This is a genomic window from Exiguobacterium sp. FD-YE-25-4, assembly GCF_057004685.1.
The window spans coordinates 1,823,627-1,842,104 of sequence record NZ_CM168041.1; the positions used below are offsets into that span (position 1 = coordinate 1,823,627).

19 protein-coding genes are annotated in these 18,478 nt (G+C 53.5%); 1 reads left to right on the forward strand and 18 read right to left on the reverse strand.

What is annotated here, in order from left to right; all coding sequences use genetic code 11:
- Window position 1: 1 nt before the first annotated feature.
- The 16 genes from era to AC13H5_RS09545 all read right to left on the reverse strand — a co-directional run bounded on the left by era (window position 2) and on the right by AC13H5_RS09545 (window position 12,702).
- The gene (era, locus tag AC13H5_RS09470) at window positions 2–910 is read right to left on the reverse strand and encodes a GTPase Era (RefSeq protein ID WP_029595225.1); all 909 of its coding nucleotides are present in this window, start codon (window positions 908–910) and stop codon (window positions 2–4) included.
- Between the two features lie 35 nt (window positions 911–945).
- Window positions 946–1,296 (reverse strand): diacylglycerol kinase family protein, encoded by a 351-nt coding sequence (locus tag AC13H5_RS09475; protein WP_034778113.1) that lies wholly within the window; start codon window positions 1,294–1,296, stop codon window positions 946–948.
- Entirely contained in the window at window positions 1,293–1,769 is a 477-nt protein-coding gene (gene ybeY / locus AC13H5_RS09480; RefSeq protein WP_034778115.1) for an rRNA maturation RNase YbeY, read from the reverse strand. Before ybeY ends, AC13H5_RS09475 begins: the two co-directional genes overlap by 4 nt.
- Window positions 1,747–3,828 (reverse strand): HD family phosphohydrolase, encoded by a 2,082-nt coding sequence (locus tag AC13H5_RS09485; protein ID WP_034778117.1) that lies wholly within the window; start codon window positions 3,826–3,828, stop codon window positions 1,747–1,749. Before AC13H5_RS09485 ends, ybeY begins: the two co-directional genes overlap by 23 nt.
- Before the next feature lie 18 nt (window positions 3,829–3,846).
- Entirely contained in the window at window positions 3,847–4,803 is a 957-nt protein-coding gene (locus tag AC13H5_RS09490) for a PhoH family protein (RefSeq protein WP_034779973.1), read from the reverse strand.
- 134 nt (window positions 4,804–4,937) lie between these two features.
- Window positions 4,938–5,378 (reverse strand): hypothetical protein, encoded by a 441-nt coding sequence (locus AC13H5_RS09495; RefSeq protein ID WP_034778119.1) that lies wholly within the window; start codon window positions 5,376–5,378, stop codon window positions 4,938–4,940.
- A 5-nt stretch (window positions 5,379–5,383) separates the two neighbouring features.
- On the reverse strand, window positions 5,384–6,364 hold the full coding sequence (gene floA / locus AC13H5_RS09500) for a flotillin-like protein FloA (RefSeq protein ID WP_034778121.1): 981 nt from the start codon (window positions 6,362–6,364) through the stop codon (window positions 5,384–5,386).
- The gene (locus AC13H5_RS09505) at window positions 6,361–6,873 is read right to left on the reverse strand and encodes an NfeD family protein (RefSeq protein WP_034778122.1); all 513 of its coding nucleotides are present in this window, start codon (window positions 6,871–6,873) and stop codon (window positions 6,361–6,363) included. The genes floA and AC13H5_RS09505 overlap by 4 nt, the downstream gene beginning before the upstream one ends.
- Window positions 6,874–7,009: 136 nt before the next feature.
- Window positions 7,010–7,459: a GatB/YqeY domain-containing protein gene (locus AC13H5_RS09510; protein ID WP_034778124.1), complete on the reverse strand. Its 450-nt coding sequence runs from the start codon at window positions 7,457–7,459 to the stop codon at window positions 7,010–7,012.
- Window positions 7,460–7,492: 33 nt separating this feature from the next.
- Window positions 7,493–7,687 carry a 30S ribosomal protein S21 gene (gene rpsU / locus AC13H5_RS09515; RefSeq protein ID WP_029334745.1) on the reverse strand — a complete coding sequence of 65 codons (195 nt, stop codon included), beginning with the start codon at window positions 7,685–7,687 and terminating at the stop codon, window positions 7,493–7,495.
- Window positions 7,688–7,764: 77 nt separating this feature from the next.
- Window positions 7,765–8,430 carry a deoxyribose-phosphate aldolase gene (gene deoC / locus AC13H5_RS09520; protein WP_029595219.1) on the reverse strand — a complete coding sequence of 222 codons (666 nt, stop codon included), beginning with the start codon at window positions 8,428–8,430 and terminating at the stop codon, window positions 7,765–7,767.
- Window positions 8,431–8,521: 91 nt separating this feature from the next.
- Window positions 8,522–9,409, reverse strand: a complete 888-nt coding sequence (gene rarD, locus AC13H5_RS09525) for an EamA family transporter RarD (RefSeq protein ID WP_214797265.1) — start codon at window positions 9,407–9,409, stop codon at window positions 8,522–8,524.
- A 122-nt stretch (window positions 9,410–9,531) separates the two neighbouring features.
- Window positions 9,532–10,689: a bifunctional cystathionine gamma-lyase/homocysteine desulfhydrase gene (locus AC13H5_RS09530; protein WP_214797266.1), complete on the reverse strand. Its 1,158-nt coding sequence runs from the start codon at window positions 10,687–10,689 to the stop codon at window positions 9,532–9,534.
- Window positions 10,655–11,593, reverse strand: a complete 939-nt coding sequence (locus AC13H5_RS09535; protein ID WP_215189972.1) for a PLP-dependent cysteine synthase family protein — start codon at window positions 11,591–11,593, stop codon at window positions 10,655–10,657. The genes AC13H5_RS09530 and AC13H5_RS09535 overlap by 35 nt, the downstream gene beginning before the upstream one ends.
- Window positions 11,594–12,061, reverse strand: coding sequence for an S-ribosylhomocysteine lyase (locus AC13H5_RS09540; RefSeq protein WP_021065678.1), 468 nt, complete (start codon window positions 12,059–12,061; stop codon window positions 11,594–11,596).
- On the reverse strand, window positions 12,058–12,702 hold the full coding sequence (locus tag AC13H5_RS09545) for a class I SAM-dependent methyltransferase (protein ID WP_214753078.1): 645 nt from the start codon (window positions 12,700–12,702) through the stop codon (window positions 12,058–12,060). Before AC13H5_RS09545 ends, AC13H5_RS09540 begins: the two co-directional genes overlap by 4 nt.
- A 328-nt stretch (window positions 12,703–13,030) precedes the next feature.
- On the opposite strand from AC13H5_RS09545, the gene AC13H5_RS09550 reads away from it, so the two are divergent.
- A complete protein-coding gene (locus AC13H5_RS09550; RefSeq protein ID WP_483545648.1) occupies window positions 13,031–16,696 on the forward strand; it encodes a S8 family serine peptidase in 3,666 nt (1,221 codons plus the stop codon).
- An 87-nt stretch (window positions 16,697–16,783) separates the two neighbouring features.
- Here AC13H5_RS09550 and AC13H5_RS09555 read toward each other — a convergent pair whose 3' ends face one another.
- Together AC13H5_RS09555 and prmA are read right to left on the reverse strand one after the other, a co-directional pair.
- On the reverse strand, window positions 16,784–17,530 hold the full coding sequence (locus tag AC13H5_RS09555) for a 16S rRNA (uracil(1498)-N(3))-methyltransferase (protein ID WP_483545649.1): 747 nt from the start codon (window positions 17,528–17,530) through the stop codon (window positions 16,784–16,786).
- 3 nt (window positions 17,531–17,533) lie between these two features.
- Window positions 17,534–18,472 (reverse strand): 50S ribosomal protein L11 methyltransferase, encoded by a 939-nt coding sequence (gene prmA / locus AC13H5_RS09560; protein WP_034778137.1) that lies wholly within the window; start codon window positions 18,470–18,472, stop codon window positions 17,534–17,536.
- Window positions 18,473–18,478: the final 6 nt, after the last annotated feature.

Below are 18,478 nucleotides of genomic sequence, written 5' to 3' on the forward strand. Positions count from 1 at the left end.
CTTAATACTCGTCGTCGCGGAAACCGAGGTCGCGGAGTTGACCCATCTTGTTACGCCAATCTTTTTGTACTTTCACCCATAGGTTCAAATACACTTTTGTCCCGAGGAGCGCCTCGATGTCGTGGCGTGCTTCTGTCCCGATTTCGCGGAGCATCGCACCTTTTTTGCCGATGACGATTCCTTTTTGCGAATCACGCTCGACCATGATCACGGCCTCGACATCAATCATTTCCGAGTTTTCCCGTTTCTTGATCGATTCGATGGCGACCGCGATTGAGTGCGGCACTTCATCACGCGTCTTATGGAGCACTTTCTCGCGAATCAATTCAGAGATGATGAACCGTTCCGGGTGGTCGGTCACTTGGTCGGCCGGGTAATACATCGGTCCTTCCGGGAGCAACTTTTTGATTTCTTTAAGGAGCGGTTCGACGTTATTGCCTTGAAGTGCCGAGATCGGGACGTACGCCGCGAAATCGAGTTGGTTCGTATACTGCTCGATGACAGCCGGAATCTCGTCCGGATGAATCAAATCGATTTTGTTCATGACGAGAATGATTGGCGTATCGAGCCCTTTTAACTTCTCGATGATGAACTCATCGCCGGCGCCGCGCGGTTCCGTGACGTTGACCATGAAGAGGATCGCGTCGACTTCACGGAGTGCGTTCGTCGCGACTTTCATCATGAAATCGCCGAGACGGTGTTTCGGCTTATGAATCCCTGGCGTGTCGATAAAGATGATTTGCGAATCATCCGTCGTATATACACCTTGGACCTTGTTGCGCGTCGTCTGTGGCTTGTCTGACATGATGGCAATCTTTTGTCCGATGACCCGATTCAAGAACGTCGATTTCCCGACGTTCGGACGACCGATGATGGACACAAACCCTGATTTAAAATCTTCTTGATACATAGTGCACCTGCTTTCTAAATTTCCAATACGTTCAATCATATAACGAATTTGTCGATTACATAAGGGCCAAAAATGAAAAGTGCCGTGATGGCGGCCCCGATGGCGGCAACGAGCACTGATCCGGCTGCGACGTCTTTCGCTTGCTTCGCTAACGGTTTGATGTCTTTCGTGACGAGGTCGACCGTGCGCTCGACCGCCGTGTTCATCAGCTCGAGCGCGATGACGAGTACGACCCAACCGAACAGAATCAAGTTCTCCAGTTTCGTCGTTGGGAGCCACCAGGCAAATACGACGACGAGCAGGCTCGATGCGAGATGAATCAGCATGTTGCGTTCGGTCCGCACTGCGTGCACGATGCCGTGCACGGCGAACCAGAACGGTTTCACACTTCGCCTCGTTTCAGCTCGAAGTGAGCAAGCACTTGTTCTTGGCGCGCCGTCATTTCCGCTTCTTCCTCAGGCGTCATGTGATCATAGCCGAGGAGATGTAAGAAGCCATGAATGGCCAAAAATCCGAGTTCTCGTTCGAATGAGTGGCCATAGTCGGCCGCCTGTTCGCGGCAACGCTCGACCGAGATGAGTAAATCGCCAAGGAGACGAGGCTCGTCTTCATCGAGCATGAAATCCATCTCTTCTTCGCCCATCTCGTCAAAAGCAAAACTGATCACGTCGGTCGGCGCATCTTTCCCGCGCCATTCCCGATTGATTGCTTGAATCTCGTCGTTCGTCAAAAAGGTGACCGACAGTTCGCTCGGTTCTTCAATGTCCTCTTCGAGCGCTGCGTGCATCAAAATAGATTCGACGAGCTCGACTTGAGCATCGGTCAACAACCCGTGCTCATCGTTCGAAATGATTTGCATGTAATTCGCCTTCTTTCTTCAGTTCTGGGTACTCGATCCGTTCATGGAACAAGCCGGTCAACGTCTCACACGCGCTCTCCCCGACCCGCCATACTTCTTTCGTCGTCAACTCGCAGTCTTCGAACTGTCCGTCTTGCAACTTGTCACGGATAATCGCGCTGACAAGCTGCCGGATCCGTTCTGGTGTCGGCTGCTTCTGTGACCTTACCGCCGCCTCAATCGAATCGACGATCATGACGACCGCCGCCTCGCGCGTCTGCGGTTTCGGTCCCGGGTAACGGAAGCGCGACTCAGTGACATCTCGTGTCTCTTTCGCTTTCACATAAAAGAACTTCAACAATGACGTGCCGTGATGTTGCTCGGCGATATCGATGATTTCTTTCGGTAGCTTGTAGCGGCGCAACAGATCAGCACCATCATACGGATGGGCCATGATGATGTCGGCCGATTCTTCCGGCGTGAGCCGGTCGTGCGGGTTGACGCCGCTCTGTTGGTTCTCGATGAAGTGGAGCGGCCGCTCGGTCTTCCCAAGATCATGGTAATAACTAGCGACCCGGGCGAGCAATCCGTCGGCGCCGATCGCCTCACAAGCCGATTCAGCCAGATTGGCGACCATCATGCTGTGATGATACGTACCCGGTGCCTCCATCAATAATTTCCGCAACAGCGGGTGCGTCGGGCTCATCAATTCGATTAAGCGACCCGATGACAAGACGCCGAACCACGGCTCGAGAAACGGCAGGAAGCCGAACGTGAGCACGATTGATAACAGGGCACTCGTAATCGCGAAGCCTGACAGATACGCGACCATCTCCCATGTCACTACCGTGTTACGCAGGAACAAGAGCGCGAGCACCATAATGATGTTGATGATGCCGAGCAAGACACCTGACAAGAATAACCGTTTCCGCTGAATCTTCGGTTCGACGAGGAAGACAGCCAGGAAACTACCGGTCGCAAAATAGACGACCGTCATGAAGCTCGTGTTTTGCCCGAAACTCGCCACGATCGATCCGGCGATCATCGTAATGAGTGCCGAGGCGAGCGCGACCCGTTCATCGACGAGGATACGGAGCAAGAGGACAACGAACGCCGTCGGTGCGAGCACGTATGCGTACGTCGTAAACTCGATGCCGATATAGCCGACCCCGAAAAAGATGCCGAGTTGAAGCAGTAACAACCCGTACACGGTAATCAAAATTTTAGGACGAAGCAACAACTGTTGAATCTTCGACCGGATCAACATGAACAGAAATCCGGTCGTCAACAGTCCGCTCAGTAAGTAAGCCCCGAACAGCGGTGCGAACGAACGGTTCGGGTCGATCGCACCGGTCAATTCGAGCTTCCGATAAATCTCACGTGTCACGACCTCGCCTTGATTGACGAGCAATTGTCCTTCTTGGATGATGACCGGCTCGACCGCGTCGAGCGCCTGCTGTTCTTTCTCGCGCGTCGCCTCAGAGTCGAACACGTAGTTCGGGACGATCAATTGATCGCTCAGGCTGTTGGCGATGGCCCGGAACTCGAGTGAGAGCGGGGATTGGTCGACGAGCGTCTCGGCCCGGTCTCTCGCTTCTGAAATCGACTGTGAGCTCGTCTCGATGCGGTTGCCCATTACTTCTTGGAGCGCCGTCACGGTGACGTCTTCGACCGTTCGACGCGTGTTCTCACTCGCCTCGAGCAACAGATTCAACTCATCGTCACCGAGAAAGCCATTCACTTCGGTCGAGTTCAACCGGTTCTTAATATCCGAGAGTTCGGTCTCTTCTCCCGTCTCCTCGAACGCCGCGAACAGTTGCTCGACTTTGGCGATTTGTTGATCGGCAAACTCGCGTCGGAGCGAAAATTGACTACCGACGCCATTGACGGCTTCTTGTTGCAACCGTTCCGTCGCCGTTCGGTCCTCGACCGTGATGGGCGAGCGGATATCCTGTTCGGCAATCCCGAGCGGTTCGACGCTAATAATCGATGGGCGCACCGTAAAATAGAGAATCGCGCCTAGAATGAGAAAAAAGAGGACGGAGATTGTCGCGACCGTCCAATGACGTGCTTGCTGCATCAGTGCCCCCCCTTTTTGTTATGTGAGTTCGGTACTATAGGCGTTAATAATTTTCTTGACGAGCGGATGTCGAACGACATCGGACGACGTAAAGTGTTCGAAATGAATCCCTTCGACTCGCTCGAGCAGATGTAACGCCTCTTGAAGACCTGACGCCTTCCCTTTAGGTAAATCCACTTGCGTCAAGTCGCCTGTGACGACCATTTTCGACCCGAAACCGAGTCGCGTCAAGAACATTTTCATCTGCTCTTTCGTCGTGTTCTGCGCCTCATCTAAAATGACGAACGCATCTTCAAGCGTGCGTCCTCGCATATAGGCGAGCGGGGCGACTTCGATTGTGCCACGTTCGAGCAACCGATTCGTCTGCTCGACGCCATAGACGTCAAACAAGGCGTCATAGAGCGGACGTAAGTATGGATCGACTTTCTCTTTCAAGTCGCCTGGCAAGAAACCCAAGTTTTCCCCTGCTTCGACGGCTGGACGCGTCAAAATAATCCGTTTGACTTGTCCTTCTTTCAATGCCCGTGCTGCCAAAACGACGGCCAGATAGGTCTTTCCGGTCCCGGCCGGCCCGATTCCGAAGACAAGATCGCGTTTTTCAATGGCACGAACGTAGCGGCTTTGTCCGACTGTTTTCGCCCGGATCGGTTTGCCTTTGTTCGTCGTGAAGACGACCCGCTCATAATGCTCGAGCAGTTCATCGCCTTTGCCGACCTTGATATGTTGAATCACGCTGATGGCATCACTCTCGTTCAAGCGAGCCCCTTTTTTGACAAGCTGTTGTAGCGTCTTGATGACGGTTTTCGTCAATTCAAGTGTGTCAGCAGTATCGGCCTGAATGATCAATTCTTCTCCACGAGGAGTGAGTGCGACCGCGAGTTCTGCCTCGATAGCGTGAAAGACCTCGTCTTTCGGCCCGAGGAGTGCCTGTGCTTCGTTCGCATGTTCCATGACGAACGGTATCTTATCAGTCATAATCAATGGTTGTTTCTCCTCCCCATCAGTAGATTGTTCCTTCTTTACTTTAGCACTATCAAGCCGTTCGTGAAAGAAAGACCGTCCGTTTCGGCCACAAAAAGAAGCAGTGACTCGATGTCACTGCTTCAGGCTTAGCGACGGCGTTTCGACACCGGCGGCTGCAAAATTTCACTCCAAACGACAGCTTGCCGAACTTGCTTCATCGACATGCGCGGTTGCGGTTGCGGCCGCGACTCGGTCGCCTCCGAAATCGGCGGAATCTTGACTGTCTGTTCGAACTGCGCACTCACGTGCGGTAATTCTTCCCGCCGGCGCGACGGCTGAGACTCTCTTGATTCAGCCGGGGCAGCGACACGACGACGCAGTTTTTGCGGCGTCGGTTTTTCCTTGCCATCGCGTGGCTCGTCAAATGTCGCCTCGACTTCTTTCATCATGTCACCGACCGTATCGAGGTAGCGTTTCAAATCCGTACTCGGCGGCCGTTCTCCAGTAGAAGATGATTTCTCCATCCGCTTCATGACCGCCGAAGCGATCCCGAATGCGGCGAGGAGTAGTACCCAAAGTCCATCCATCCCGATCACTCTTTGTCAGATTCGACTGGGTGACCGATCGCTTTACGCATTTCTGTATCGGCTTGGACGTTCAAGTAGTTGACGTAGTCCATGACACCGAGCTTGCCGTGGCGAAGCGCATCTGCCATCGCGAGTGGGACTTCAGCCTCGGCCGCGACAACTTTCGCGCGCATCTCTTCGACTGATGACTTCATCTCTTGCTCACGGGCGATCGCCATCGCGCGGCGTTCTTCCGCTTTCGCTTGCGCGATTTTCTTATCAGCCTCGGCTTGGTCGGTCTGAAGAACCGCTCCGATGTTTTTACCGATATCAATGTCGGCGATATCGATGGACAAGATTTCAAACGCGGTCCCTGAATCAAGACCTTTCGTCAATACGGTACGTGAAATCATATCCGGATTTTCCAAAACGTGTTTATGGTTATGTTGCGAACCGATCGTCGAGACGACCCCTTCACCGACACGGGCGATAATCGTTTCTTCTCCGGCACCCCCGACAAGACGGTCGATGTTGGCACGAACCGTGATCCGGGCTTTCGCTTTCACTTCAATCCCGTCCATGGCCACACCGGCGATGAACGGCGTTTCGATGACTTTCGGGTTGACGGACATTTGAACAGCCTCTAACACGTTTCGGCCGGCAAGGTCGATTGCTGCGGCACGTTCAAACGACAATTCGATATCGGCACGGTGGGCCGCAATCAAGGCGTTGACGACACGGTCAACGTTACCCCCAGCCAAGAAGTGACTCTCGAGCTGGTTCGTATTTAAGCCAATACCGGCTTTGACCGCTTTGATGAGCGGGTTGACGATTTTCGATGGGACGACGCGACGGAGTCGCATCCCGATCAATGTGAAAATCGAGACGTGGACGCCAGCGGCGAACGAGCTGATCCACAGCCCGACCGGGACGAACGTGAAGAATACGGCGAGCGCAATCAATCCTCCACCTGAGATGAGTAACGTGGTCAATAGTTCTGGTGTCATTCTGTTACATCCTCCTTCGGCTCTATAAAGCTACGGACGACAACGCGCCCTGAATCGACTTTATACACCTGAATTTTCGTTTGCGAATCGAGATAGCTACCTTCTGTCACGACATCAATCCGTTCTCCGTCAATCTCAGCGGTACCCGCCGGGCGCAGCGGCGTCAATGTGACCCCGACTTTCCCGAGTAACCGTTTGCGGTCATCGTGAGACAGGTACCCTTTGTCTGATGACGTCGAATCGGTCAAAATCAACCCTTTATACATGAGCGAACGATTGGACTGCAGGCGACGATATGCCCAAAATCCGAGTCCAGCGACGATGGCCGTGGCTAAACCGAGCGACAACCATAGTTGCCCGATCGTGGCGCCCGCCATAATCAAACTGGCGACGACCGCCCCGATCCCTAGCACGCCGAACAATCCAAAACCGGCAACGAACACTTCAATTCCTAGAAGGACGATCCCGACAAAAAACACCGTCAGAATCACTCCGAGACCAAATGTCATCGTATTGCAACCCCCTTCCGAGTTCACAAGCTACCTCTTATCTCTAGTGTATACGAAACAAGTTTGCTTGTGGTTTCAGAATACGCAAAAAAAGACAGAAACTTTTGGTTTGACCCAAAAGCTCCTGTCTCTTTCATTAATTCGTCAATTGTTGTTTGACAATGCGGTTCACAAGACCACCGTCTGCCTTGCCTTTAACTTGAGGCATGACGACGCCCATCACCTTACCCATATCTGACGGGCCTGTGGCATTCGTTTGAGCAATAACTGCTTTCACGATCGCCGTGACTTCATCTTCAGAAAGTTGTTCAGGCATATAGGCCTCTAGTACGACAATCTCGTCAGCTACTTTAGATGCAAGGTCTTCACGACCAGCGCTTTCGAATTCTCGGAGGGAGTCTCTGCGCTGTTTCATCTCTCGGTTGAGCACCGTGAGTTCCTCTTCCTCAGTAAGATCTTGTCGACCAAATTTGATGGCCTCATTTTGGAGCGACGCTTTGACCATTCGGATCGTCGTGAGACGATCTTTCTGTTTTGCGCGCATGGCTTGCTTCATGTCGTCCGTCAAGCGTTCTTGAAGACTCATGAGCTAACACCCTCTCTACAAATGAAACTGAAATTAGAATTTCTTACGCTTACGCGCAGCTTCTGATTTCAATTTGCGTTTTACGCTTGGCTTTTCGTAGTGACGACGTTTGCGAACTTCGGCAAGAGTGCCATCTTTCGAAACACCGCGTTTGAAACGACGAAGAGCGTCTTCAAGCGATTCGTTTTTACGGACACGAGTTTCCACTAGTTTTCCCTCCCTCCGAATTACACGACTAAGGAAACGTGTTTCACACGTCATAACATATTATAGTGAAAGTAAGTCGTGCGGTCAACCACTAGTTATTAATAGTCGCTATCTGAACGTCCGCCTGTGACGATGGCGATTCCAGCTGATGCGCCGATGCGCGTCGCGCCGGCATCGATCATCGCTTGTGCGCCTTCGAAATCACGTACGCCGCCTGAAGCTTTGACGCCGAGATCTGGTCCGACCGTCTCACGCATGAGGCGGATATCTTCTACCGTCGCGCCGCCTGTTGAGAAGCCAGTCGACGTTTTCACGAAGTCTGCGCCTGCTTTGACTGAAAGCTCAGCCGCTTTTTTGATTTCTTCTTTCGTAAGGAGGCACGTCTCAAAGATGACTTTGACGAGCGTCCCGTTTGCCGCTTCGACGACTGCGCGGATATCGCGCTCGACGAGGTCGAAGTCGCCGTCTTTCATGGCGCCGATGTTGATGACCATGTCAATTTCATCTGCACCGTTGGCAATCGCGTCTTTTGTTTCGAACGCTTTCACTTCTGGCGTGTTGGCTCCGAGCGGGAAACCGATGACCGTACATACTTTGACGTCGTCATCTGATTTGAGTTGTTCCGCCGCGTACTTCACCCATGTCGGGTTGACACAGACGCTTGCGAATTTGTATTCGAGCGCCTCGGCACAAAGTTTCGTGACTTGATCTTTCGTTGTTTCTGCCTTCAAGGCTGTGTGGTCGATATAACGTGCTAATTCCATCGTAAAATTCCTCCTCTGATGTATCGGTCTGACATATAGGTCTGACATCTAACATATTATCATGTTTTCTTGAAATGTAACAGCTTTCAATTCAGACGAGTTGACGACGCTTTCGTGTCTGGATCCAGCTGTTCCAACTAAAGAAGAAAATCGCAATCCAGATGCACGTGAACGCAAAAATGTGATAACCCGTGAACGGCTCATTATAGAGGATGACCCCGATCGCGAGACTGAGCGTCGGTGCGATGAATTGAAGAAACCCGACAAGCGTGAACGGGATATGTTGTGCTCCGTACCCGAACAAAAGAAGCGGCAACGCCGTCATCACGCCTGTCCCGACCAAGGCGACCCAAATGACCGGTTCGGTCGTCATCGTCAATCCGCCCTGAGACGTCTGCCAACCTAAGAAAATGATAGCGACCGGCACGACCGCGAGCGTCTCAATCCCGAGACTGACCGTCGAGGCAAGCGGTCGGCGTTTCTTCACCATGCCGTAAAATCCGAACGTACTGGCCAGAATGAAGGCGATCCAAGGGAACGACCCATATCCGAACGTCAAGACGAGCACGCCGATCGCCGCCACGGTCACCGCGAGCCATTGGACTCGGTTTAATGATTCCCGAAAAACAAGCACACCTAACACCATGCTCACGAGCGGATTGATGTAATAGCCGAGTGACGCCTCGATGATATAGCCGTGATTGACCGCCCATATGTACACGAACCAGTTGGCACTGACGATGAAGCCGTTCAACATAAAGGCGTTCCGCGTCGCCCGGTGCCGGAGCGCATAGTTGAACTCAGTCCACTGCTTCGTCCATTTCAAGACGAGTAAGATGAAGAGAAACGACCAGACGATCCGATGGGCCAAGATTTGACCGCTCGGTATCTCCTGTAAAAACTTCCAATAAATCGGTAGGACGCCCCACATGACGTAGGCTCCGACCGTCGGCATGACGCCTTTGTTCACTTCGTTCACCCGCTCTCGTAATCAATTATCGTCAGTGTAGTCGATGCGATTAGGACATTCAAGCGAATTCTTTCGCCATGCACACGACAAAAGAGGTGCGCTCGCAAGCGCACCTCGCATCACTATGAATGTTAGTTCGGAATCGTCGCCACGGTCGCGAGCGCTTGCTCCAAATCTTCAATCAAATCTTGTACATCTTCGAGACCGACGGAGATGCGGACGAGCCCGTCCGTAATGCCGAGCTCGAGACGACGTTCCGCCGGGATTGACGCATGGGTCATCCGGGCCGGGACGCTAATCAAGCTCTCGACCGCGCCGAGACTCTCGGCGAGCGTGAAGTATTTCGTCTTCGCGACGACGAGTTCGGCCGCATCGGCTGAACCGACATCGAAGGCGATCATTCCACCGAAGCCGCGTGCCTGCGACAAGTGGACCCGCTTCGCTTCTTCGCTGCCGACACTCGGATGTAGGACACGGCTCACCGCCTCGTGCTTCGTCAAGTAGTCGACGAGCGCGAGCGCGTTTGACTCGATCGCTTCCATGCGGACCGCGAGCGTCTTGATGCCACGGACGACGAGGAAGCTGTCTTGCGGTCCGAGTACCGCGCCGACTGAATTTTGAAGGAATGCGAGACGCTCTCCGAGTTCTTCCGTCCGAGCGACGACGAGACCGGCGACGACGTCGCTGTGGCCACCCAAATATTTCGTGGCGCTATGAAGCACATAATCGGCCCCGAATTCGATCGGATTTTGGAAGTACGGGGTCATGAACGTGTTGTCGACGACGAACAAGACGTCCGCCTCGTCAGCGATGGCGCGAATCAGGCGCATGTCGGTCACGTTCAACAGCGGGTTCGTCGGTGTCTCGACGTAAATCATTTTTGTGTTCGGTTGGAGCGCTTCACGGACCGCTTGCGTATCGGCCGTATCGACAAAAGATGCCTCCAAGCCAAGTGATTGAAATACTCGATTGAATACACGGTACGTTCCCCCATATACGTCAGAACCGACGATGACGTGGTCCCCTGATTTCATTAACATTAAAATCGTCGAGATGGCTGCCATCCCAGAGCCGAACGCGAATCCGCGGGCACCGCCCTCGATATCGGCGATGAGCGTCTCGAGTGCCGTCCGCGTCGGGTTGGCCGTCCGCGAATACTCATATCCGTCCCGGAGATTGCCGATGCCGTCTTGCTTGTATGTGCTCGTCTGATAAATCGGTGGTGTGACGGCTCCTGTCAGGGGATCCGTCGTTTTACCGCCATGAATGAGTGCTGTTTTTGTACGCATATTCTGCCTCCTTGACTATTCCTTGACTTAAATACCGTTCGACACTGTCCGGTAAAATCGTGACGATGACACCTTCCGTCATCTTCGCCGCTTCTTGAACACATGCCGCGATGGCCGCTCCGGATGAACTTCCGACGAGCAAGCCTTCTTGTTTAGCGAGATGAGCGACATAATAAAACGCCTCTTCGTCCGTAATCGTGTAAATCCCGTCGACGAGGTCGTGCGGCAAGAATGCCGGCCACGCCTCGACCCCAATTCCTTCTGTCTTATGGGGGCCAGGAGCTCCCCCGTTCAAAATCGACCCTTCCGGCTCGACGACGATCGCCTTCGTCCCGTTCGGCCGCAACTTGCTCGCGACACCGGTGAACGTGCCGCCTGAGCCGGCCCCGGCGACGAACACATCGATGTGGGGAAGGTCGGCCTGAAGCTCGAGTGCGAGCGTGTCGACGTACGCGTCCGGGTTATCCGGGTTCGAGAACTGTTCCGGCACATAGGCGTCATATTCGATGGCGAGCTCTTTCGCCCGCGCGATGGCGCCTTTCATCCCGAGTTCGGTCGGCGTGTTGACGACGGTCGCCCCGAGTAGCGCCATGAGCGCCTGCTTCTCTTGACTGAACTTTTCCGGCGTGACGGTCATCAACTTGATGCCGTGACGTTGACAGGCGAGCGCGAGCCCGATTCCGGTGTTCCCGGCCGTCGGTTCGACGACCGTTCCCCCGCGTTCAAGTTGTCCACGTTCAAGCGCCCGTTCAATCAATTGCAGACCGAGACGATCCTTGACGCTACCACCCGGATTCATCATCTCGAGCTTGCCGTATACTTTCACACCCGCAGGTACCGGCAACGTCCGCAATTCGAGAAGCGGCGTCTCCCCAATCAATTCATAGACGCTTTGGACAATCATTTACGCTTCGTCCTTGAAGATGATGTGCCACTCGTCACGCTTGGCAAGCATATCGGCCGCAAGCTTCTTCGCGCCTTCGAAATCGTGATGGTTCGCGCTCCCGCATTGAATCGGGTTTTGTGCCGGCAACTCCGTCGCATTTGCTGCGTCGCGGAGTGTCGCTTCGACGAGGTCGAGCATCGCTTCGTAATCCCCATCGTTCAACATCGTCCAATAGAAGCCTGTCTGGCAACCCATCGGCGAGACGTCGATAATTTGATTCGAATGGCTACGGCTGTTCTCGGCGATCAAATGCTCGAGCGAGTGGACGGCCCGCATTGGCATGAGCCCTTCGTTCGGTTGAATGAAACGGATATCATATTTATAAATCGTATCGGCCGTCCCTTTCTTCACTCCGGCTAAACGGACGTAAGGCGCTTGTACTTTTGTATGGTCTAAATTGAAGCTCTCGACTTTATAACTTTTCATGATTGAGTTCCTCCTGTTTGTTTCGTGGCCACGACGAGCCAGACGAATTTATTTTTTTGCGTAAGGGTGACCGTGTAGCCGTTTGCTTCGAGCATCGCTTGAATCGTCTGGGTATACGGATAAAACTCTCGATTCAAATCTTCGAGTAAATCGGTATAGCCGTTCGCTTCGGCCCAGTCCAAGATGTCCCGTTTCGCTGTTTGCGAGGCGAACATCGTATCAAGCAAAACGAAGCGCGGGGCGTCGAGATGTTCGACGTAACTTCGAATCGCCGTCCGTTTCTCGTCATCCGTCAAATGATGGAACGCATACGACGACACGATCGTATCGACGGACTTGTCAGTCGGATAGTTGAGAAAATCACCATCGACGATATCGAGCTGTAACTTCTCGGCCGCGACGGCCCGCATCTCTGGCGACGGTTCGACAGGGATGAGGTCGTGCCTCTCTAGAATTCTTGCGCTTAAGTTCCCAGTCCCAATCCCGAACTCCATCACTCGGCCTTCTAACTGGTCGACGACCTCGCCGAGCATCGTCTCGTACCCCGCGAATACTTCGCGATATTGTTCGTCGTGTCCGGTCACGGCCGCGTCATATTCCGACGCCCACTCCTTAAAAATGTCCATGAACTGTAATCCCATTCTGTCACCCCATCATCTTTATTCCGACTATATCGATAAGTTTTATATGATTTATCTACTACAGACTGTATCAACTTACGCTAGAAATCTCAAGTAAATTGTTCATTTCGTTTTAGAGACTTCATTTTTTGAGACTTCGAGGCCTACACTGGAAAAAGACCTATATGCCAATTTGAGCACATAGGTCCAAAGTAATTGTCAGAATCTTTTAATTTGTTCAAATCCATTACCCTTCCGTTTAAAAAACAGGAGGATTTTTGGATTTAAATCCGCTATCATTTTCCACAAATGGATTTATTTTTTCAAAAAACGATTGGAGGATACTAAATTGCCACAACCAAAATTTTATTTGAACGTCTCCCTCGCGACATGTCTCGCGTTGACCCCTGGCCTGCTCGGTCTCGGTGCCGAACCGGTCTTGGCCAAACCGTCCGTCAAACAAAGCGTGAACACGACGGACAAACACGAGAAGTTACGTGTCGTCGTCGAACTCGTCGGTGCCCCGGCAATCGATCAAGCGAAAAAGAAAGGCAAGAAATTCAATGAATTGACGAAGACCGAGAAAGATGGCGCCCAAAAGGTCGTCAAAGCCGAACAAAAGAAAGCGAAAGCGGCCATCTCGAAAAAAGGCGTTAAAGCCGTGACGCTTGAAGAGTTCACAACCGTCTTCAACGGGTTCAGTACGATGCTCACAGCGACAGATGTCAAAAAAGTCGAGGCGTTACCTGAAGTTGCGCACGTCCACGTCGTCAATGAGTACGAACGTCCAGAAGTCAAACCGGATATGGTCACGAGCAACGGCATGGTCCAATCGCAACAGACGTGGGGCGACTATGGCTTCACGGGCGAAGGCACAATCGTCGCCGTCATCGATACAGGCGTCGACGCCGACCACCGCGACTTCCGTCTCACCGATGATTCGAAGGCTGAGTTATCTCAAACAGAAGTCGAGACGGCCGTCAGCACGTTCGGCATGCCTGGAGCTTACATAAACGAGAAAGTCCCATACGCTTATAACTATTATGATGAGAACGATGATATCCGTGACGATTCGCCTGGCGCCTCGATGCACGGGATGCACGTCTCGGGTACTGTCGCCGCCAACGGGGATGAAGCCGCCGGTGGATTGAAAGGCGTTGCCCCTGAGGCACAAGTGCTCGGGCTCAAAGTATTTAGTAACGACCCGAACTACGCTTCGACATATGGCGATATTTACATCAAAGCCATCGATGATGCGATCAAACTCGGGGCGGACGTCATCAACATGAGTCTCGGATCAACGGCCGGATTCGTCGACGCCGACTCACCGGAACAACAAGCCGTCCAACGTGCCGTCGACAACGGTGTCTTCATGTCCATTTCAGCAGGGAACTCGGCCTACTTCGGGAACGGTTATGACCTTCCATACGCCAATAACCCGGACACGGGCGTCGTCGGTGCCCCGAGTGTCAGCTCGGCATCGACATCGGTTGCATCGCTTGAGAACGATCAAATCCAATTGGACGCGTTCTCCATCAAGTCAGGCGACAACACCGATAAAATCGGTTGGAAAAAACAAGACGGTCCCGCCTTTACACAAGGAGACTATGAACTCGTTTACGTCGGCGACGGGCAACCGAGCCAGTACGTCGGAAAAGATGTCAAAGGGAAAATCGTCCTCGCCGTCCGTGACGGTAGTTACTTCTATTCGAACATTCAGCAGACGGCCGAAGCGAACGGCGCGGCCGGTGTCATCGTCCGCGGTGCTGTCGGTCACGGCGACTACGTGAGCATGGCCTTGTCAAACCCGCAAGTCCCGATGGCCTCGCTCAGCATCAAGGACGGAAACGCCTTGCAACAACGTCTCCTTGCGGGCGAACAGATGACGATCGGCTTTGCCGGCGATCGACTCAGCGTCGTTAACGGTGCGGCCGGTCAGCTCTCGAACTTCACATCATGGGGCATGACGCCAAACCTTGACTTCAAACCAGAGATTTCGGCACCAGGCGGACAGATCTTCTCGACGTTGAACGATAACCAGTACGGCTTGATGAGCGGTACATCGATGGCTGCGCCACACGTTGCCGGTGGAGCCGCCCTCGTCCTCGAACGCGTTGACCGCGACTTCAACTTGACAGGCACGGCACGTGTCACGATGGCGAAGAACTTGCTTATTAACACGTCGAAAGCCGTCACGGATATCGGACCACTCAACAAACAGTTGCAACAAAACCTTCCGTACACGCCACGTCGTGGTGGAGCAGGTCTCATGCAATTGCATGCTGCCGTTTCGACACCAGCGATCGCGTACGAGAAGAAAACGAAAGAAGCAAAAGTCGCGCTCAAGGAATTGAACCGCAGCAAAGCCACGTTCACACTCGTCGTCGAGAACTTGTCGGATAAGGCCGTGTCGTATAACGTGTCTTCGTCACTCCAGACCGACCTCGCCATCGAGCAGACAGCTGGACTCGTTCAGAACGCGATGGAAGCACAAGCACTCGAGAATGCAAAAGTGACGGTGAATGGCAAAAAAGTTCGCACGGTCAAAGTGAAACCAAATCAAAAAGTTGAATTGAAAATCGCGCTCGACGTCTCGAAAGCGAAAGTGCTCAATCCGAAAACGCTCGACGGCCTCGTACCGGCGAAAGACGTCTTCGAGAACGGTTACTTCGTCGATGGATTCGTCCGCTTGACGGACGTCAACGGTCCTGAGGGCAACCCGTCACTCGTCGTACCGTTCGTCGGTTTCGAAGGAGACTGGGGCAAGGCACCGATCTTCGATGCCTCGATTTATGAAGACGGCTCGTTCTACGAAGTTTCAGGCATGGTCGACCAGACAGGGAACTATCTCGGTTCGAACCTTGACCAGTCTGTTGATGCCGACGCGATCGCCTTCTCCCCAGACAAAGATGGCTCGAAAGATGTCGCTGTACCGGTGTTCTCGTTGCTCCGCAACGCCAAAGACGTCAAGTACCGCATCGTCGACGAGTCAGGGAACGTCGTCCGGACGCTGTTCCAAGACGAAGAACTTCGTAAGAACTACTTTGACGGTGGTGCCAACACGCCTTACTACTACTCGGCCGCTTACACGTGGGATGGTCAGTTGAACGGCAAGCCAGCCCCTGCCGGCAAGTACTTCTACGAAATCGAAGGAAGCATCGACTACATGAAGAAACAAGCCCAGACGCTTCGCTTCCCGGTCAAAGTCGATTACACGGACCCGACGTTCACGACGAAATGGCAAGGGGACAGCTTGGCCGTCCAAGCGAAAGATGAGTTCTCAGGCATTCATTCGGTCGAATATTTCTTGAACGGAAAATCCGTCGCCAAACAGGCTGACGGAAAAGCGGCTTACACGTTCGCAGGCGTCAGTGACGCCGATCAAGTCAGCGTTCGCGTCGTCGATCACGCCGGCAACAGCACGACGAAGACGGTCGCCTACTCGACAGACGCCGATAAGCCGGGCGTGTTCGTGAACGCCCCGCTCGCATTGACGCCATACGCGACATCGGACATCCCGGTATCTGGAACGATTCAAGATGCATCTGCGATCCAATCGTTCCAAGTTGACGGCGTTGACGTGCCACTCACGTGGGATGATGCGAAGAAAGAACACGTCTTCAACACGACTCGCAGTTTCGGGGACGGCGTCCATAAATTACGTTTCGTCGCCGAAGACGCGGCCGGCAACGTGACTAACTTCCAACGTGCGATTTTCGTGGACACGACACCAGCCGTCATCGAAATCGGGAAACTGCCGAAGAAAATCGGTAAAAAACAATCGACGGTCAACGTCGACGTGACCGTGAAAGACAACTTTGATGAAGTGAAGCTTCTCGTCAACGGTGACTTGAAATTCAGCCAGACGCTGAAGGCTCCGTATGAGATGCGTTCGTTCACTAAAACCGAGCGAATCGCGTTACCTGTGACAACAGGTGAGAACACGTTCACGTTCGAGGCGACTGACCTCGCCGGAAACGTGACGACGAAGACGATCACACTCGTCAAAAAATAAGTGGAAGGGCTCGCGTCTTGGATGCGAGCCCTTTATCTTTCCACAAAAAATAGCTCTCGCATGTGCGAGAGCCATTTGTGTGGTGTATCAATTCAATTCAAGGGCGTAGGAAATAGCTGAGAGCGCATAGAGCGGAGCCGTTTCCGAACGCAAGATACGCGGACCGAACGCACAAGGTACGGCACCCGCCTCGATCCAACCGGCCACTTCCGCTTCATCGAAGCCGCCTTCTGGACCAACGAGAAGCAGGAGCTTCGAGCCCGGTCGAGCGGCTGTCAATACCGTCGCAAACGCGGAACCTTCTCCGTGTTTGGCCACCTCTTCGTACGCGAGAACGACCGCATCATATGCATTGAAACGAGCCGTTAGCTCTTTTGGGGCGAGATAAGCACATGTCGGGACGACGGCGCGGTACGACTGTTCGGCCGCCTCCTGCATGATTTTTTGGAGCCGTTCCAGCTTTTTCGGCACCTTCTTGGCGTCCCATTTGGCGACCGAGCGCTTCGACTCGAACACCAACAGATGATGCATACCGAGCTCGGTCCCTTTTTGGGCAACGAGTTCGACTTTATCCCCTTTCGGGATCGCGTAGGCGAGCGTCACGTCAACCGGCAGTTCGGTCGTCGCTTCCCGCTTCTCGACGACGCGTGCCGTACCGGACTTCTTATCGAGCGTCACCACTTCGGCCACGTATTCAAATCCGGTCCCGTCCAAGAGCACGAGTTGATACCCAGGACCTCCCCGAAGCACTGTGCCGATGTGATGCACGACGTCGGCCGGCAATTCGACGAGATCGCTTCCAAACGCTTCACGTTGTAAAAAGTATCGTTGCATGGCTTACCCTTTCTTCGCGATGATGGCGACCCAATCTTCCATGACACGCGTCTCTTCAATCGTGAATCCAGCCGCTTCGAGCGCAGCTGTCACTTCGGCCCGCTTCTGACCGATGATTCCAGACGTGATGAAGTAACCGCCTGATTTGACGCGCGCATAAGCATCATCGATGAAGAGCATGATGACGTCGGCCAAAATGTTGGCGACGACGAGGTCGTACTCGCCCGTCATCCCTTTCAGCAGATCTCCCGTCTTCACGTCGACGACGTCTTGGGCATCGTTCGTCTCGACGTTTTGACGCGCCGATTCGACGGCGACCGCATCCAAATCAAGCGCCTCGACACGTTCGGCGCCAAGCTTCGCCGCGGCGATGGCGAGTACACCGGATCCGGTACCGACATCGATCAAGCGGTCACCCGGCTCGATATAATTCTCGATTGCTTGGATACACAGCATCGTCGTCGGATGTGTCCCGGTGCCAAACGCCATGCCCGGGTCAAGCAAGATGACGTTCTCTTCAGGTTGCGGCTCATAATCTTCCCAGAGCGGGACGATCGTGAGATGTTGCGAGATTTTGACGGGCTTGTAGTATTGCTTCCACGAATGGGCCCAGTCCTCTTCGTCCATCTCGACGACCGTCACTTCGCCGGTGCCGATGTCGAGCATATGACGCAACCCGTCCACTTCTTTTTTGAACGCGGCGAGGGTGTCTTGGAAATCACCCGACGCCGGGACGTACGCTTTCACGTAGACGCCGGACGTCGGATACGATTCTCGTCCGGAAACGTCCCAAATCTCTCCGAAATGGTCTTCGGCCATCATCTGGTCGTAGTCCTCGACGTCCTCGATGACGACCCCTTGTGCCCCCACTTCATGTAATAAGTTCGATACGGCTTCGACTGCCTGCTGTGTCGTGTGGACACAAATTTCAGACCATTTCATCGTTTC

What these genes read in the sequence shown, in the direction of transcription:
- era (WP_029595225.1), bottom strand. Translation starts at nt 910, where the DNA reads ATGTATCAAGAAGATTTTAAATCAGGGTTTGTGTCCATCATCGGTCGT.
- ybeY (WP_034778115.1), bottom strand. Translation starts at nt 1,769, where the DNA reads ATGCAAATCATTTCGAACGATGAGCACGGGTTGTTGACCGATGCTCAA.
- AC13H5_RS09485 (WP_034778117.1), bottom strand. Translation starts at nt 3,828, where the DNA reads ATGCAGCAAGCACGTCATTGGACGGTCGCGACAATCTCCGTCCTCTTT.
- AC13H5_RS09490 (WP_034779973.1), bottom strand. Translation starts at nt 4,803, where the DNA reads ATGACTGATAAGATACCGTTCGTCATGGAACATGCGAACGAAGCACAG.
- AC13H5_RS09495 (WP_034778119.1), bottom strand. Translation starts at nt 5,378, where the DNA reads ATGGATGGACTTTGGGTACTACTCCTCGCCGCATTCGGGATCGCTTCG.
- floA (WP_034778121.1), bottom strand. Translation starts at nt 6,364, where the DNA reads ATGACACCAGAACTATTGACCACGTTACTCATCTCAGGTGGAGGATTG.
- AC13H5_RS09505 (WP_034778122.1), bottom strand. Translation starts at nt 6,873, where the DNA reads ATGACATTTGGTCTCGGAGTGATTCTGACGGTGTTTTTTGTCGGGATC.
- AC13H5_RS09510 (WP_034778124.1), bottom strand. Translation starts at nt 7,459, where the DNA reads ATGAGTCTTCAAGAACGCTTGACGGACGACATGAAGCAAGCCATGCGC.
- deoC (WP_029595219.1), bottom strand. Translation starts at nt 8,430, where the DNA reads ATGGAATTAGCACGTTATATCGACCACACAGCCTTGAAGGCAGAAACA.
- AC13H5_RS09530 (WP_214797266.1), bottom strand. Translation starts at nt 10,689, where the DNA reads ATGCGTACAAAAACAGCACTCATTCATGGCGGTAAAACGACGGATCCC.
- AC13H5_RS09535 (WP_215189972.1), bottom strand. Translation starts at nt 11,593, where the DNA reads ATGATTGTCCAAAGCGTCTATGAATTGATTGGGGAGACGCCGCTTCTC.
- AC13H5_RS09540 (WP_021065678.1), bottom strand. Translation starts at nt 12,061, where the DNA reads ATGAAAAGTTATAAAGTCGAGAGCTTCAATTTAGACCATACAAAAGTA.
- AC13H5_RS09545 (WP_214753078.1), bottom strand. Translation starts at nt 12,702, where the DNA reads ATGGGATTACAGTTCATGGACATTTTTAAGGAGTGGGCGTCGGAATAT.
- AC13H5_RS09555 (WP_483545649.1), bottom strand. Translation starts at nt 17,530, where the DNA reads ATGCAACGATACTTTTTACAACGTGAAGCGTTTGGAAGCGATCTCGTC.
- prmA (WP_034778137.1), bottom strand. Translation starts at nt 18,472, where the DNA reads ATGAAATGGTCTGAAATTTGTGTCCACACGACACAGCAGGCAGTCGAA.